This window comes from Thauera sp. WH-2 (assembly GCF_048321015.1).
In the GTDB taxonomy this organism is placed as follows: Bacteria; Pseudomonadota; Gammaproteobacteria; order Burkholderiales; family Rhodocyclaceae; genus Thauera.
Window position 1 is genome coordinate 1 of record NZ_JBLWFG010000013.1, and the last position, 14,916, is coordinate 14,916.

General features: G+C 65.7%; 9 protein-coding genes. 7 read left to right on the forward strand and 2 right to left on the reverse strand.

Features of this window, described 5'->3' with window-relative positions; all coding sequences use genetic code 11:
- Positions 1-296: type II toxin-antitoxin system Phd/YefM family antitoxin (locus ACNKW1_RS15120; protein WP_418365407.1), on the reverse strand; the 296-nt coding region annotated here is incomplete at its 3' end.
- 140 nt (positions 297-436) lie between these two features.
- Between ACNKW1_RS15120 and ACNKW1_RS15125 the strand changes: the two genes are divergently transcribed.
- The 4 genes from ACNKW1_RS15125 to ACNKW1_RS15140 all read left to right on the forward strand — a co-directional run bounded on the left by ACNKW1_RS15125 (position 437) and on the right by ACNKW1_RS15140 (position 8,492).
- On the forward strand, positions 437-577 hold the full coding sequence (locus ACNKW1_RS15125) for a hypothetical protein (protein ID WP_418365408.1): 141 nt from the start codon (positions 437-439) through the stop codon (positions 575-577).
- A gap of 175 nt (positions 578-752) precedes the next feature.
- On the forward strand, positions 753-1,787 hold the full coding sequence (locus ACNKW1_RS15130; protein ID WP_418365409.1) for a porin: 1,035 nt from the start codon (positions 753-755) through the stop codon (positions 1,785-1,787).
- Between the two features lie 558 nt (positions 1,788-2,345).
- The gene (locus ACNKW1_RS15135) at positions 2,346-7,028 is read left to right on the forward strand and encodes a glutamate synthase-related protein (RefSeq protein WP_418365410.1); all 4,683 of its coding nucleotides are present in this window, start codon (positions 2,346-2,348) and stop codon (positions 7,026-7,028) included.
- Entirely contained in the window at positions 7,029-8,492 is a 1,464-nt protein-coding gene (locus tag ACNKW1_RS15140) for a glutamate synthase subunit beta (protein WP_418365411.1), read from the forward strand.
- Positions 8,493-8,589: 97 nt separating this feature from the next.
- On the opposite strand, the gene ACNKW1_RS15145 is transcribed toward ACNKW1_RS15140, so the two are convergent.
- Positions 8,590-10,092 carry an ABC transporter substrate-binding protein gene (locus tag ACNKW1_RS15145; RefSeq protein ID WP_418365412.1) on the reverse strand — a complete coding sequence of 501 codons (1,503 nt, stop codon included), beginning with the start codon at positions 10,090-10,092 and terminating at the stop codon, positions 8,590-8,592.
- Between the two features lie 42 nt (positions 10,093-10,134).
- Here ACNKW1_RS15145 and ACNKW1_RS15150 point away from each other — a divergent pair, with 42 nt between their 5' ends.
- From ACNKW1_RS15150 to ACNKW1_RS15160, 3 genes are all read left to right on the forward strand, one after another.
- Positions 10,135-12,249, forward strand: coding sequence for a diguanylate cyclase domain-containing protein (locus tag ACNKW1_RS15150; RefSeq protein ID WP_418365413.1), 2,115 nt, complete (start codon positions 10,135-10,137; stop codon positions 12,247-12,249).
- An 81-nt stretch (positions 12,250-12,330) separates the two neighbouring features.
- Entirely contained in the window at positions 12,331-12,771 is a 441-nt protein-coding gene (gene aroQ / locus ACNKW1_RS15155) for a type II 3-dehydroquinate dehydratase (RefSeq protein ID WP_418365414.1), read from the forward strand.
- 155 nt (positions 12,772-12,926) lie between these two features.
- Positions 12,927-14,915: an LTA synthase family protein gene (locus ACNKW1_RS15160; RefSeq protein WP_418365415.1), complete on the forward strand. Its 1,989-nt coding sequence runs from the start codon at positions 12,927-12,929 to the stop codon at positions 14,913-14,915.
- Position 14,916 lies beyond the last annotated feature (1 nt).

Below are 14,916 nucleotides of genomic sequence, written 5' to 3' on the forward strand. Positions count from 1 at the left end.
GCGCCGGCGCTGGAGGCACTTTCGGAAAAGGGGCGAAAATCGGGATGAAGTGTCGAACCCCGGTGGCCAGCGTCGAGGCGTTCGAGCGTGGCCTTGATCTTCTCGAAGAGCCAGCCGTCGTAACCGGGTGTCTTGTCGAGCAGGAATTCGGGCAACAGCGTGTCTGCCGCGTCCTCGATCGACACCATGATGCCGACGGGGCGATCGTTCTTGGTGATGACGACGGGCTCCCGGCGCGATGCATCGAGGAATTCGCCAAATCGGTTCTTTGCTTCGCGTGCGGTCATGACTCTCATGATCAGTGTCCTGAGTCGTGTCGAGATGGGTCCATAGTGGCCACTTTAGGCGGTGCGGCAAGCGTCTGTGCCTGGGAAAGTGGATTGGGATTGATTCCATGTGCAACCATGGTCATCCCAGCTGTTCACGGAGCGCGACCATGCAAACTATTCAAGCTTCCGAGTTCAAGGCCCGCTGCCTCGCCGCCTCTGCCGCGGTGCGCAACGCGACGCGGGTGATGGCGGACGAGAAGCTGCTGGCATGGAACTCGGCCCCGCCGCGGCTCGACGCGCGGCACTGATCGGGTCGTTCTGTTGCACGCCTGCAACAACAAAGCCCGGAATGTGGTGTTTTAGCGCTCCCGTGCTTGCATGCCCGTCGGCAGATTTGCAGAATCGGGTCCGACTTCTCGCCAGAGAGGTGAGTAGGGCCGAGGCAGGTGCCGCGGTCTCAACTTCAAATTTGAGGAGAAACACATGCAGAAGAAACTGATCGCGCTGGCTGTCGCTGGCCTGGTTTCCGCTCCGGCCTTCGCTCAGTCGAACGTGACCATCTATGGCGTGGTTGACATGGGTGTGAGCTACCGCAGCGACAACATCGTCGATTCTATCGGTTCGCGCACTGGTGTTGACAGCGGCCAGCAGTCGGGCAACCGCCTCGGCTTCAAGGGCACCGAAGATCTGGGCAATGGCCTGAAGGCTGGTTTCGTTCTTGAGCAGGGCTTCTTCGTTGATAACGGTCAGTCGCGTTCCGATGGCAACTTCTCGCGCCAGTCGTACGTGAGCCTGTCGGGCGGCTTTGGTACCGTTGCGCTGGGCCGTCTGTACTCGCCGCAGTTCAATCTGCTGGCTGCTGTTGATCCGTTTGGTACCGGCACCGCTGGCCAGGTCAACAACCTGTACGTGAACGACACCCGCCTGAGCAACACCATTGCTTATATCACTCCGAACTTCTCGGGCATCACCGTGACCGCCGCCTACTCGGCTCAGGCTGACGGCATCAAGCAGGAAAACGCCGACAACACTGGCGACCTCCAAGCTTGGGCGATCTCGCCGGTCTACAGCAACGGCCCCCTGATGGTCGGTCTGAACTATCACCAGATCCAGGCAAACGACGTCACGCCTGATCCGAAGACCAAGGTCTGGGATATCGGTGGTACCTACGACTTCGGTATGGTCAAGGTTGCCGCCATGTATGGCAATCGCGATACCGACGGTGCTCAAGAGTCCGACTTCTGGATGCTTGGCGCTACCGTTCCCGTTGGCGCAGCTGGTAAGGTTCTCCTCTCCTACACCAGCGCGGAAACCGATGTGGTCGGCGTGTCGGCTGACCGTGAGTCCGAGCAGTGGGCTATCGGCTACACGCATGACCTGTCGAAGCGTACCAACCTGTACGCCGCGTACGCTGACATCGACAACGAGAATGGCGCTTCTGCCAGTGTCGGTGACGCTTCCAACGGCGGTCTGGGCTACCAGCAGGGCCTGACCATTGGCGTTCGCCACAAGTTCTAATCTGTCACCTCGACAGGTTTGAAAGTAAAAACGGGAGCTTCGGCTCCCGTTTTTTCGTACACGCACACCACATCGAAGAAGATAGGCGGAAATCAAGATTTCCCGTTTCAAGTAGTTGCCTTCCCAGTCCGCCCGGGACGCGCGGGGCATCCCTTCTACGCGCTGCGGAGCGCGCTTTGCTCGGCCGTGTCAGGTGATTCGTGGTGAGCTTGCTGGGGACGTGTATCACGTGACGTCGCGTGGCAGTCGGTTAGGCTCGTGAGCCTCTCACTCATGCCGCACTGCAAAAAACTATTGAGTCCGCAGGCCTTTGAGGGGTATAGTTTTTTTCGACGGCAACGAGCCGGGCCAGTGTGTCCAAATTGGTGCATGCAGGTCTTGAGTGCTTGAGTTTTTATGCCAAATCGTTGCCTTTGCACCAGCATGGTGCATGTCGCAAAGCCGGTGCGCGTGCGCCCGGCTTTTTTGTGCGCGTTCGGTTTGTCGGCGCTTGCACTCCGCAAGCCTTCGGTCCGGCCCCTGTGCGCGTGATCTTGCGTGTCGTTTGAGGAACAGAAGATGGATCAGCCCCATAAGCAGGGTCTTTACGACCCCGCCAATGAACACGATGCCTGTGGCGTGGGTTTCATCGCCCACATCAAGGGCGAGAAACGTCATGACATCATTCTCCAGGGCCTCGAGATCCTGAAGAACCTTGACCACCGTGGTGCGGTCGGCGCCGACCCGCTGCAGGGCGACGGTGCGGGCATCCTGATCCAGATCCCCGATCAGCTGTACCGTGAGGCGATGGCGAAGCAGGGCGTGAGCCTGCCGCTGCCGGGCGAGTACGGCGTCGGCATGGTTTTCATGCCCAAGGAAGCCGCCTCGCGCCTCGCCTGTGAGCAGGAGATTGAGCGTGCGGTCGTGGCCGAAGGTCAGGTCGTCCTGGGCTGGCGCGATGTGCCGGTCAATCGTGACATGCCGATGTCGCCGACGGTGAAGGCCATGGAGCCGGTGATCCGCCAGATCTTCATCGGCCGCGGCCCCGATGTCATGGTCACCGAGGCGCTCGAGCGCAAGCTCTACGTTGTGCGCCGCCGTTCGGCCAACGCCATCGGCGCGCTCAAGCTCAAGCACGCCAAGGAGTTCTACATGGTGTCGTGCTCCGCGCGCACCGTGAACTACAAGGGCCTGCTGCTCGCGAATCAGGTCGGCGAGTACTACCCCGATCTGCTCGACCCGCGCGCAGTGTCGGCGCTGTCCTTGGTGCACCAGCGCTTCTCGACCAATACCTTCCCGAAGTGGAACCTCGCCCACCCGTTCCGCTACATCGCGCACAACGGCGAGATCAACACCCTGCGCGGCAACTACAACTGGATGCGCGCGCGCGAAAAGGGCGTGCATTCGCCGCTGTTGGGCGACGATCTGCAGAAGATCTGGCCGCTGATCTACCCCGGCCAGTCCGACTCGGCCTCCTTCGACAACGCGCTTGAACTGCTGGTGATGAGCGGCTACTCGCTCGCCCACGCGATGATGATGATGATCCCGGAGGCCTGGGAGTCGCATACGCAGATGGACGAGAAGCGCCGCGCCTTCTACGAATACCATGCGGCGATGATGGAGCCGTGGGACGGCCCTGCCGCGGTGGCCTTCACCGACGGCCGCCAGATCGGCGCCACCCTCGACCGTAATGGCCTGCGCCCGGCGCGCTATCTGGTCACCGACGACGACCTCGTGGTAATGGCCTCCGAGTCCGGCGTGCTGCCGATTCCCGACAGCAAGATCGTCAAGAAGTGGCGCCTGCAGCCGGGCAAGATGTTCCTGATCGACATGGAGCAGGGCCGCATCATCGGCGACCGTGAGCTCAAGGAGTCGCTCGCGCACGCCAAGCCGTATGCCGACTGGCTGCGCCGCATCAACATCAAGCTCGATACGCTCGATGCGCCGGCCATCCTCGACGCGGCCGCCGCTGCCGAACGCGTCGCGCCGCTGCTGGACCGCCAGCAGGCCTTCGGCTACACGCAGGAGGACATCAAGTTCATCCTCGAACCGATGGGCAAGGCGGGCGAGGAAGCGACCGGCTCGATGGGCAACGACTCGCCGCTGGCGGTGCTGTCCTCCAAGAACAAGCCGATCTACAACTACTTCCGCCAGCTCTTCGCGCAGGTCACCAACCCGCCGATCGACCCGATCCGCGAGCAGATGGTGATGTCGCTGGTGTCCTTCATCGGGCCCAAGCCCAACCTGCTCGAGATCAACGAGATCAACCCGCCGTTCCGCCTCGAGGTGAGCCAGCCGGTGCTCGATTTCGAGGGCATGGCCAAGATCCGCAACATCGCGCGCTACACGCAGGACAAGTTCCGCTCGGCCGAGCTGGACATCTGCTACCCGGCCGCATGGGGCAACGAGGGGGTCGAGGCGCGCCTGGCCTCGTTGTGCGCCGACGCCGAGAACGCGGTGCTGGGCGGCATCAACATCCTGATCGTCTCGGACCGCAAGCTCGCTGCCGACCGCATCGCCATCCCCGCACTGCTGGCGCTGTCCGCAATCCACCAGCACCTGGTGGAGAAGGGGCTGCGTACCCGCTCCGGCCTGGTGGTCGAAACCGGATCGGCGCGCGAGGTGCATCACTTCGCGGTGCTCGCCGGCTACGGCGCAGAGGCGGTGCACCCCTACCTCGCGCTCGAGACCCTGCAACATCTCGCCGGCGACGAGGAAACCGCGGCGAAGTACGTCAAGCACTTCGTCAAGGCGATCGGCAAGGGGCTGATGAAGGTCATGTCCAAGATGGGCATCTCGACCTACATGTCGTACACCGGCGCGCAGATCTTCGAGGCGGTCGGCCTGAAACAGGCGCTGCTCGACAAGTACTTCACCGGTACCACCAGCCAGGTGGAGGGCATTGGCCTGTTCGAGGTGATGGAAGAGTCGATCCGCCTGCACAAGGCTGCGTTCAGCGCCGATCCGGTGCTGCACGACATGCTCGACGCCGGCGGTGAGTACGCCTTCCGCATCCGCGGCGAAGAGCACATGTGGACGCCGGACGCGATCGCCAAGCTGCAGCATGCGACGCGCTCGGGCAAGGCGGAGACCTACAAGGAATACGCCAAGATCATCAACGACCAGGGCCGGCGCCACATGACGCTGCGTGGCCTGTTCGAGCTCAAGGCCGCCGAGACCCCGGTGCCGCTGGACGAGGTCGAGCCCGCCAAGGAGATCGTCAAGCGCTTCGCCACTGGCGCGATGTCGCTCGGCTCGATCTCCACCGAGGCGCACACCACGCTGGCGGTGGCGATGAACCGTATCGGCGGCAAGTCGAACACGGGCGAGGGCGGCGAGGACCCGATGCGCTTCAAGCCGCTCACCGAGGCGATCAAGCTGTCGCAGATCATCGGTGAGAAGCGCATCGCGCGCGACCTGGAGCTGAACGCGGGCGACTCGCTGCGCTCGGCGATCAAGCAGGTGGCCTCGGGCCGCTTTGGCGTCACCACCGAGTACCTGGTCAACGCCGACCAGATCCAGATCAAGATGGCCCAGGGCGCCAAGCCTGGCGAGGGCGGCCAGCTGCCCGGCCACAAGGTGTCGGAATACATCGGCTTCCTGCGCCACTCGGTGCCGGGCGTCGGCCTCATCTCGCCGCCGCCGCACCACGACATCTACTCGATCGAAGACCTGGCACAGCTGATCCACGACCTCAAGAACACCAACCCGGTGGCGAGCATCTCGGTGAAGCTGGTGTCCGAGATCGGCATCGGCACGGTGGCCGCGGGCGTGGCCAAGGCCAAGGCCGACCACATCGTGGTCGCCGGCCATGATGGCGGCACAGGTGCCTCGCCGTGGAGTTCGATCAAGCACGCAGGGTCGCCGTGGGAGCTCGGCCTGGCCGAGACCCAGCAGACGCTGGTGCTGAACCGCCTGCGCTCGCGCGTGCGCCTGCAGGTCGACGGCCAGATCAAGACCGGCCGCGACGTGGTCATCGGCGCGCTGCTCGGCGCCGATGAGTTCGGCTTCGCCACTGCGCCGCTGGTCGTCGAGGGCTGCATCATGATGCGCAAGTGCCACCTCAACACCTGCCCGGTCGGCGTCGCCACCCAGGATCCGGTGCTGCGTGCGCGCTTCGCCGGCCAGCCCGAGCACGTGGTCAACTACTTCTTCTTCGTCGCCGAGGAAGTGCGCGAGTTGATGGCGCAGCTGGGCGTGCGCAGCTTCGACGAGCTGATCGGCCGCGCCGACTTGCTCGACATGAAGAAGGGCATCGCGCACTGGAAGGCGCAGGGCCTGGACTACTCCCGCATCTTCTACCTGCCCAACGTGCCCGCCGAGGTGCCGCGCCTGCACACAGAGACCCAGGACCACGGCCTCGACAAGGCGCTCGACAAGCAGCTCATCACGCTCGCTGCGCCTGCGCTGGAGAAGGGCGAGAAGGTCAACATCGACCTGCCGGTACGCAACATCAACCGTACCGTCGGCGCGATGCTGTCGGGCCAGGTGGCGGCGCGCTACGGCCATGCCGGACTGCCTTCCGATACCCTCCACATCCGTCTCAACGGCACCGCCGGCCAGAGTTTCGGCGCTTTCCTGGCGCGTGGCGTCACGCTGGAGCTGGTGGGCGAGGGCAACGACTACGTGGGCAAGGGCTTGTCGGGTGGGCGCATCGTCGTGCGTCCGAAGGCTGAGTTCCGCGGCGATACGGGCACCAACATCATCGTCGGCAACACCGTGCTCTATGGCGCGACCGAGGGCGAGGTGTACTTCGCCGGCGTCGCGGGCGAGCGTTTCGCGGTGCGCAATTCGGGTGCCACCGCCGTGGTGGAAGGCGTGGGCGACCATGGCTGCGAGTACATGACGGGCGGCACCGTGGTCGTGCTCGGCGAGACCGGGCGCAACTTTGCCGCCGGCATGTCGGGTGGTGTGGCCTACGTGCTGGACGAGGACGGCAGCTTCGAGCAGCGCTGCAACATGGCGCAGGTCTCGCTCGAGCCGCTGCCCGACGAGATCGCCGCGCGCAAGGGCTCGGAGTCGGGCGACGAGCTCGAATCCCACGGGCGTGTCGACATCGACCACCTGACCATGGGCGACGAGCTCATCCTCAAGGGCCTGATCGAGCGCCACGTCCGCTTCGCCGGCAGCGTGCGCGCACGCGAGATCCTGAACAACTGGGGCGTCTGGCGGAAGAAGTTCGTCAAGGTGTTCCCGCACGAGTACCGCCGCGCGCTGGCCGAGATGGCGCAGCAGCGCGAAGCAGAGAAGGAGGCCGCATAAATGGGCAAGCCCACTGGATTTCTGGAGCATCAGCGTCTGTCCGAGGCCTATGAGCCGGTCGACAAGCGCCTGAAGACCTACAAGGAGTTCGTCGTTCGCCTGACCGACGAGCAGGCGTCCATCCAGGGCGCGCGCTGCATGGACTGCGGCATCCCGTTCTGCAACAACGGTTGTCCGGTCAACAACATCATTCCGGACTGGAACGACCTCGTGTACCGCGGCCACTGGCGTGAGGCGATCGAGGTTCTGCACTCGACCAACAACTTCCCCGAGTTCACCGGTCGCATCTGCCCGGCGCCCTGCGAGGCGGCGTGCACGCTGAACATCAACACCGACGCGGTGGGCATCAAGTCGATCGAGCACGCGATCATCGACAAGGCCTGGGAAGAGGGCTGGGTCGTGCCCCAGCCGGCGGATGAGAAGACGGGCAGGAAGGTCGCCGTCGTCGGCTCCGGCCCGGCGGGCCTGGCCGCCGCGCAGCAACTGGCGCGTGCCGGCCACGACGTCACCGTGTTCGAGAAGAACGACCGCATCGGCGGCCTGCTGCGCTACGGTATCCCCGACTTCAAGATGGAGAAGGGGTTGATCGACCGCCGTGTCGAGCAGATGCAGGCCGAAGGCGTGCGCTTCCGCACCGGCGTGCTGGTGGCGGCCAAGGACATGCCCGCAGGTATCGTCAATGACGCCAAGGAAGTGATCAGCGCCGAGGAGCTGCAGCGGGACTTCGACGCCGTCGTGCTCGCGGGCGGCGCCGAAGTGCCGCGCGACCTGCCGGTGCCGGGCCGCGAGCTCGGTGGCGTGCATTACGCGCTCGAGTTCCTGATCCCGCAGAACAAGCAGGTCGCCGGCGACAAGCCCAACCCGATTTCGGCCAAGGGCAAGCACGTGGTGGTGATCGGTGGCGGCGACACCGGCTCGGACTGCGTGGGCACCTCCAACCGTCACGGCGCGGCGAGCGTGACCCAGTTCGAACTGATGCCGATGCCGCCCGAGCAGGAGAACAAGCCGCTGGTGTGGCCGTACTGGCCGACCAAGCTGCGCACCTCGTCCTCGCACGAGGAAGGCTGCGAGCGCGACTTCGCCGTTGCCACCAAGGAGTTCATCGGCAAGAACGGCAAGGTCAAGGCGCTCAAGGCCTGTCGCCTGGAGTGGAAGGACGGCAAGATGTCCGAGGTGCCGGGCTCCGAGTTCGAGATCAAGGCCGACCTGGTGCTGTTCGCGATGGGTTTCACCCAGCCTGTGGGCGGCGTGCTCGAGGCCTTCGGGGTCGACAAGGACGCGCGCGGCAACGCCAGGGCGACCACCGACGGCGAGGGCTGCTACATCACCAACGTGCCCAAGGTGTTCGCCGCCGGTGACATGCGCCGCGGGCAGTCGCTGGTCGTCTGGGCGATCAGGGAAGGTCGCCAGTGCGCGCGCGCGGTCGATGCGTTCCTGATGGGTGAGAGCCTGCTGCCGCGCTGACGGTCGTGCGTTCTGCCTGACGAGGCGCGTCGCGGGGTGGCCCGTGGCGCGCCTCGTTCCGTTTCGGGGGGCTGGCGTTTATCCAGGCCCCCCGATCTCAGCGCCATCGCAGGGCAGCGAGGTCGTGCACGTAAATGGGGTAGTTCACCCACAAGCCCTCCAGGCCCTTGCGCGCCACGGTCGATATCTGGGGTGCGTAGAGCCAGGCGTTCACCGCATCGTCCGCCAGCTTGCGCTGGATGTCGGCGAGCAGCCGATTGCGCTGGCGCGGGTGGTCGGCGTCGCGGTGGGCGGTGGCCAGGGCGCGGAACTCGGCGCTGTCGTATCCGAAGTAGTAGGACGGGTCGGAATAGATGTCGTAGTCGAGGGGCTCGACGTGGTTGATCAGCGTCAGTTCGAAGTCGCCGGTGAAGGGGCCCGCCAGCCACTCGGCCCAGCTCACGTGCTTGGCTACGACTTCGATACCGACTGCGGATAGCTGCTGCGCCACGATCTGGCCGCCGTCCCGCGCGTAGGGCGTCGGCGGTAGGCTCAGCTGCAGTTGCAGCCCGCGCTCGAAGCCCGCCTCCCGCAGCAGCGCGCGGCTGTGCTCGGGGTCGAAGGGGTAGCGGTCGGCCAGGTGCAGGTAGCCGCTCTCTGTGGGTGAGAAGTGGCTGCCGATCGCGCTGCCGCGGCCGTTCAGCACCTGGTGGATCAGGGCCGCACGATCGATGGCGTGGTTGATCGCCCGGCGCACACGCAGGTCGGCCAGTGGCGGATGACGATTGTTCATGGCCAGCAAGGCTTTGCTGCTTGAGCCCCCGATCAGCACCTGGTAGCGCTCGTTGAGGCGGTTGCGCAGCACCGTACGGGTGGCGAAATTGAAGAACACGTCCACTTCCGCAGGCAGCTCGGCATCCTCCACGAAGGAATTCACGAAGCGAAACACGGCACGCTGCAATGGGACAGCCTCGGCATTGCGGTAGCCGGGCCATTTCACCAGGGTGATGGAGTGTCCCTTGTCCCAGCGCTCGAAGCGGAAGGGGCCGGTGCCGACCGGGGTGTCGGACGCTTGCCCGGCGCTCGCCGGGTGCAGGATCACCGCCGGACTCTCGCCGAGGCGGTACAGCAGGTGTGGGTCTCGATGGAGCAGCGTAAGCGTGACGGTCAGTGGGTCAGGGGTGTCGATGCGCTCGATGTTGTCGAACAGTTTGGTGCGTGATTTGTTGCCCGAGCCGGGCGCCTTGGCGCGCTCGAACGAGAAGCGCACTGCGGCCGAATCCAGAGGCTGGCCGTCATGGAAGCGGACGTCCGGGCGTAGCCGGAAGGTGTAGCTGCGGCCGTCGGCCGAGGCCTGCCAGGATTCGGCCAGCAAAGGTGAGGTCTCCCCGTTTTCCTCGATCTTCACGAGCCCCTCGAGCACGTTGTAGTGCACGACCTCGCCGATCGCCGCAGCGGCAGCACTGGTTGGATCGAGCGAATTCGGCTCGAGCGTGATCCCGAACACGACATGATCCTTCGCGCTCGCGTAGGCTGGCGCGTACGCGAAGCCGACAAGGCAGCCGATCAGCAGGCAGCGCGAGACTGTCTGCCATACTGCGCAAGCGATGGAAGCGCGCATATGTTCTCCTCCCTGTTTTCATTACTTCCCAACGAGCCGGATTTGTCCAGCAAGCCCCGTCCCGTTTCCGAATCGAACCGCAAGTGTCGAAAGGGCGCCGTCGCAGCGGCTGCCCTGCTTGTCTTCGTCCTCGCGGCGCTGATCTTCTGGCTGCATGGGGTCTATGTCGAGCGGGAGAACCGCCATCGTCACCAGGCCGAGCGTGAGCTGCAGTCTATCAATCAGTTGCAGTTGCAGGCGATGGTTGGATGGCGGCAGCAATCGTTGCGCGACGCAGGCATGCTGGTCGAGGATACGCTACTGGCGGAAGCCCTCGGGCGCTGGCTCGGAGAGGGCGACGTCGAGGCGCGCGAGCGAGTGCGTGAGCGCCTGCGCACGCTCGAGGAACTGGGGCACTACACTGCGGTGCATTTTGTGGATCCGCAGGGTAAGGTGCGCCTGAGCAGTCGCCCCGGGGGCAGCGGCCCGGGTATCGAGCGCGTGCCCGCTACCGAGCACCATGCCCTGCAGGGTGCCCTGTCCACCGCCGTGCCAGTGATGAGCGACCCGGTGTCCGATCCGGTCTTCGCCTTCCCCTTCGCCGGGGTGTTTGCGCCCTTGTACGACGGGGTGCGTGCGATCGGTGCGGTGTGGCTGGTGCAGGACCTGCGCTCTGAACTTCTCCCCTTGGTCGAGCCCTGGCCGACCCCGAGCCAGACCGCGCGCTCGAGCATCGTCTGGCGCGAGGGGCAGGCGGCGCGCTATCTCAATGCGCCACGGGGCGTTCGTGTCGAGGTTCTGCAGTACGCGTATCCGCTGGATGCTGCGCCCACCGTCGTAACCCAGGCCCTCGAGGGCATGCGCGGCGTCTTCTATGCCCGCGACGAGCTTGGCCGTGAGGTGATGGCCATGGCCAGCCCCGTATTCGGTACCGGCTGGCTGCTGGTTTCCGCGGTCGAGGTGGCCGAGGTCTTCGCCGGTGTGCGCACACGCGAGTTGTTCGCCCTCGCCCTGCCGGTAAGCCTGCTTCTGCTGGCCGCCGCCGGGGTCTTCGTCGTCATGCTGCGTCGTGCGGCGCATCGTGAGCGTGAGCTGATGCAAGCCTTGCAGCGCAACCTGTGGTGGCTTGAAAGTGCGCAGCAGGCTGCTGCCATCGGTCACTTCGCCATCGATCCCAAGCGGGGCCGCATCCAGTTGTCTGCGCTGTGCCGCCAGATCTACGGCGTTGACGAGGAGAATCTGGATCTCGCCGCCTGGGTCGAGCTGATCGACCCCGCGGACCGTGAGCGTGTCACCGCGGTGGCGGCGCAGTTGGCGCGTGGCGAGGAAGTCAAGCGCCTGCAGTATCGGATCCACCCGGCCGGTGCGCCGCACACCCGGCGCTGGGTGGAGGTGTGGAGCAAGTCCATGCAGGAGGGAGACGAAGGCGAGCGGCGGGTGATCGGGGTGGTGCAGGACATCAGTGCGCGCAAGGCGGTCGAGGCCGAGCTGGCAGAACACCGGGTGCGCCTGGAGGCGCAGTTGCGGCTCGACCCGCTGACCGGTGTCGCCAACCGGCGCGCACTGGACGAGTCCGCGGGCTTCCAGCTGGCGCTGGCCGTTCGTGGCGGCACGCCCCTGGGGCTGCTGATGATCGACGTCGATCATTTCAAGGCCTTCAACGATTACTACGGGCACCCCGCGGGCGACCAGTGCCTCAAGGCCGTCGCCGAGGCCCTGCAGGCGCGTGTCGGACGCGCGGGCGACCTGGTTGCGCGTTACGGCGGTGAGGAGTTTGCGGTGCTGCTGCCCCTGTCCGACGGTAACGAGGCCCTGGCGCTGGCGCGGCGCTTGTGCGCGATCGTGGAGGCGCTGCAGCTTCCGCATGCCGCATCGCCGACGGCGCCCTGTGTCACGATCAGTATCGGTGTGGCCTGGCTTGCGCCGGACGCTTCCGTGGGTGTCCAGGTGCGAGCGGCGGGCGAGGGCTGCGCGGGCGTACATGCCGAGGGCGAGCGGGAGGGTGGGGCCTTGCCGCCCCTCGCGCAGCGGTTGTTCGAGGAGGCCGATGCTGCGCTCTACGAGGCCAAGCGCTTGGGCCGCAATCGGGCGATCCTGTTTGCCGCGCCCGAGCCTGGCGGTGCTTCCGCGCCCATCCTTCCCCGCTCGTCTGCAGCGGAGGCCGTGTCGCAGGCCTGAGCGCTCTGCAGTGCCCCGGCGCTGCGCTGCGGCTGCTATGCTGCAAACCCCGATCCTCATCGTCTCCGGAGCACTCGCTTCATGTCCACGGTTCTCGTCATCAACGGCCCCAACCTCAACCTGCTTGGAACGCGCGAGCCCGAGATCTACGGTGCCACCACGCTGGCGGATGTCGAGAACGGCCTGCGTACGCAGGGTGGGACGCTTGGGGTCGAGGTGTTGTGCTTCCAGAGCAATCACGAGGGTGCGATCGTCGACCGCATCCATCAGGCGCGTGGCGAGGGTGTGGGCTGGATCCTCATCAACCCCGGCGCCTACACGCATACCAGCGTTGCGATCCGCGACGCGCTCGCCGGGGTGGCGATTCCGTTCGTGGAGGTGCACATCTCCAACGTGCACAAGCGCGAAGCCTTCCGCCACCATTCCTACCTTTCGGATGTGGCCGAGGCGGTGATGGCAGGTTTCGGCACCCAGGGTTACGCGCTCGCACTGCAATATATCGTGGCCCGCATGCGCGCCTGAACGCGGGATGTATCCGTTGCCGCGGCCCCCGGTGGACTGAAAAACCTTGTCGCAATTTGCGATGTTGCGTTGCCGCGATAACGAGGTGCAGCTCGATTCACAAGAATGTTACGGGCGTATGATCCGGGCTCCTGAACCTGCCCCGGAGTACTGCCGTGCTCGCGCCTGCAAGTCTTTCCGCCGAATATGGTGCTGTTGCGCTGTCGCCTCCCGAGGTTGCCGGACGGGCGCGGGCGGGTCGGTCGTGGCGATCGGTCGCGGGCGAATGCATGGGCGCGCTGGGCTTGGTGGCGCTGTGGTACGTGGCTGCGCTGCTGGTACTGGCGCACTTCCTGGGGGTTGCGCCGGGGCGTGAGGCCTGGGGGCACGACCTTGTCGCCCACCTGCTCGTCGGTGGGTTGCTGTTCACGATGTCGCGCAGCGTGTTGCGCTTCGGCGTGGCGATGGTCGTGCTGTTCAGCGCCTTCACCGTGGGCAATGCAATCAAGCTTGCGGTGCTTGGCGGGCCGGTGATGCCGGACGATTTCGTCGCGGCGAAGAATCTCTTTCTGTTGCTGGAAGGCTGGCAGCTCTGGGGCAGTGTGGCGATGCTTGCGCTGCCGATCGCAGGTCTGCTGTGGATGTTTGCCTGGCGCAGGCCGCGCGCCTGGGTAGCGCTCGCTGCGGTGGTTGCGGGCGTTCTGGGTCTGCAGGTGCAGCCGGCGTCGGTCACTGGCTGGCTGGATGCCCGCTTCGGGGACTGGGTGTGGAACCAGCGCGGCAACTACGAGATGCGCGGCCTGCCGATCCATCTCGTGCAGGAAACCGCCCGCAACCTTGCCCGGCGTGGGCACGCTCCGGCCGCAGATGAGGTCGATGCGGCGATGATGCTGCTCGGCGCGCGCCAGCCCAGCCCCTTCCTCAAGGCTGCTGCGCCCCCCGGCCAGGGTGGGCGCAATGTGCATATGATCGTGCTCGAGTCCTTCTGGGATCCTATGGCGCTGAAGGCCGCCGGTCTGTCGGCCGATCCGCTCGATCCCGCGTTCCGCAAGCTGTGGAAGGCTGCCGGCAACGCGCGGGCGCTGTCGCCGGTGTTCGGCGGCTACACGGCGAATGCCGAGTTCGAGGCCCTGTGCGGCTTCCCGGTGCAGACCGACGCGGTCTTCTTCGAAGGCCGCCTGCGCCGCGACGTGCCCTGCCTGCCGCGCCACCTCGGTGAAGCCGGCTACCGCAGCTTCGCCTCGCATCCCAACGCCGCGCCGTTCTGGAACCGCATCAACGCCTACCGGCGCGTGGGCTTCGAGCAGTACTGGTCCGATCGCGACTTCGTGCTCGACGACATGAACCGCGAGTTCCTCAGCGACGCCTCGCTGTACCGGCAGGTGCTCGAACGCGTCGGCCCGGCGCTCGACGGTGCGCAGCCGGTGTTCAATTATGTGCTGACCTATTTCGGCCATCTCGACTACCCGCTCAACGAGGCCCGCCCGGCGGTTATCTCCACGGACTCGGACAACGGCCTGGTGCAGGCCTACGCCAACACCGTGCACTACAAGTCGCGCGAGCTGATGAGCTTCCTCAACGAATTGCGCAGGCGCGACCCGGATGCAATCGTCGTGCTGTTCGGCGATCACCTGCCTTCGCTCGGCTGGAATCACGGGGGCTACGTCGAGTCCGGTCTGCTCGCGCCCAACCGCGGTGAGTTCGACGACGAGATGTTCCGCACCCTGGTCGCCACGCCGCTGGTCGTGATCGACGGCCGGCGCGGCCCGGTGCGTACCGGCGACATGCCGATCTACGCGCTGCCGGCGCTGATCCTCGACCTGCTCGGCGATGAGCGCGACACGATGTTGCGCTTTGCCGCGCGTAGCGACGATCTGGTGCGTGTGCGCCCCTTGCCCGGTGTACATTTCACCCTCAACGGCAAGCGTCTGACGGTGTGTCGCAGCGGCGAGCTGGTGGGGGGGTGCGAGTCCTCGGCCGCCTGGGTCGAAGCCATCGACGTGCTCAAGCGCGATCTCTTCAGTGGTGCCCAGCATGCGTTGCAGGCGCCAGCCGACAAGCCGGTGCTGCAGACGGTGGAGCTCGAGGCCGAGGAGGTGGCGGTGGAGGCGACGCTCGACGCCGCGCCGCAGGGCGCCGGCGCCGAAATCGCGCCCGAGGTCTGAG